1 protein-coding gene is annotated in these 1,128 nt (G+C 34.6%); it reads left to right on the top strand.

Annotated features, from left to right (window positions below):
• Positions 1-70: 70 nt before the first annotated feature.
• Entirely contained in the window at positions 71-730 is a 660-nt protein-coding gene (locus D8792_RS10715) for a DUF6572 domain-containing protein (protein WP_125374001.1), read from the top strand.
• Positions 731-1,128 lie beyond the last annotated feature (398 nt).

The following is a 1,128-nucleotide window of genomic DNA, read 5'->3' as shown; positions in this document are numbered from 1 at the left end:
GATAACGGGTCTGGGGCTTTTTGTCTCAGACTTTTATTTTTCAACTAGCTTGAATTGACGGAGGATATGAATGAAAACAATTTATGTAAGTCAAAAAGACATGTTGGAAATNTGTCAAGATGGGGATAAGTATTTCTTGCGTTATCCAACTTTNAATATTACCTGCCCAGAAGTGATTAGAGAAATCCCCAAAGAAGTTGCTGACAGTTATATGTCGGGAGAACATACTGGCAAAGAGTTGATGAATTATGCGCAGTATGGTTTTTGGAAATCTAAAAAACAGTATACACAAGAAGAGTCAGACAAAATTTTTATACGAAATAATCCTGATCTAATTTTTAATGATTTGTCTGATAATCAAAAAATATTTTCTTCTGAAGAGTTTACTCAAATTGTCACCCAAGCCATCGCTTCAAAATTGAAANCTAGCGAACTTGACGCAATTGGTANAGTTGATAGTCATTTAGAGCTTCTTCTGGTGGATCCAGTTGGCTGGGAGGAAGAGATAGAAGCAGTCCATTTGGAAATTCTGCAAGAAAAAATGAACAATTATATTCACTTCCTCGAAAGCAAGCAGTATGTAGAACGATACGGTGATAAGTTTGATAAAAAAGTCATTCATATTACTTTCCAATATTCTCCATCTGATAATGGATTGGCCTTTCTAGCTGCTGCTCAGAAGACATTGCAAAATACAGATATGAGCTTGAAGGTAGAATTGCCGGAGTGAGTTGGAAAAAAGTAAGTGAAATTTTTGACCAAATATTGACCAAGTTAGATAGAAAAGCCCTTAGAATAGGGCTTTAGGGCTGATATTTATATTCCTGCAATCGTGCGTTCAAGAAGCGTAAAGAAACAAAACGAACACTGAAGATTCAGTGTTTTTTTTTGACCAAATGTTGACAAAGGTCATAAGATATCTATGGTGTGGTATAATAGGAGAAAGTATAAGTACTAATTTGATTGAGATTTCTCTCCTTATAATGAGATCGGATTAAGTATTAGGAACTTGATTCTTGAAAAGGAATAATGATATTTGAGAAAAGAAGGAAATAGAATGAAAATTTCTGGGACAAGTGGCAACATTACTTTCGACTATGAAAATGGCTATGTTTTAAAAGCAGAGGG

The organism is Streptococcus cristatus, from assembly GCF_003943505.1.
GTDB lineage: Bacteria > Bacillota > Bacilli > Lactobacillales > Streptococcaceae > Streptococcus > Streptococcus cristatus_E.
This window is presented reverse-complemented; position numbering and strand designations above follow the sequence as displayed.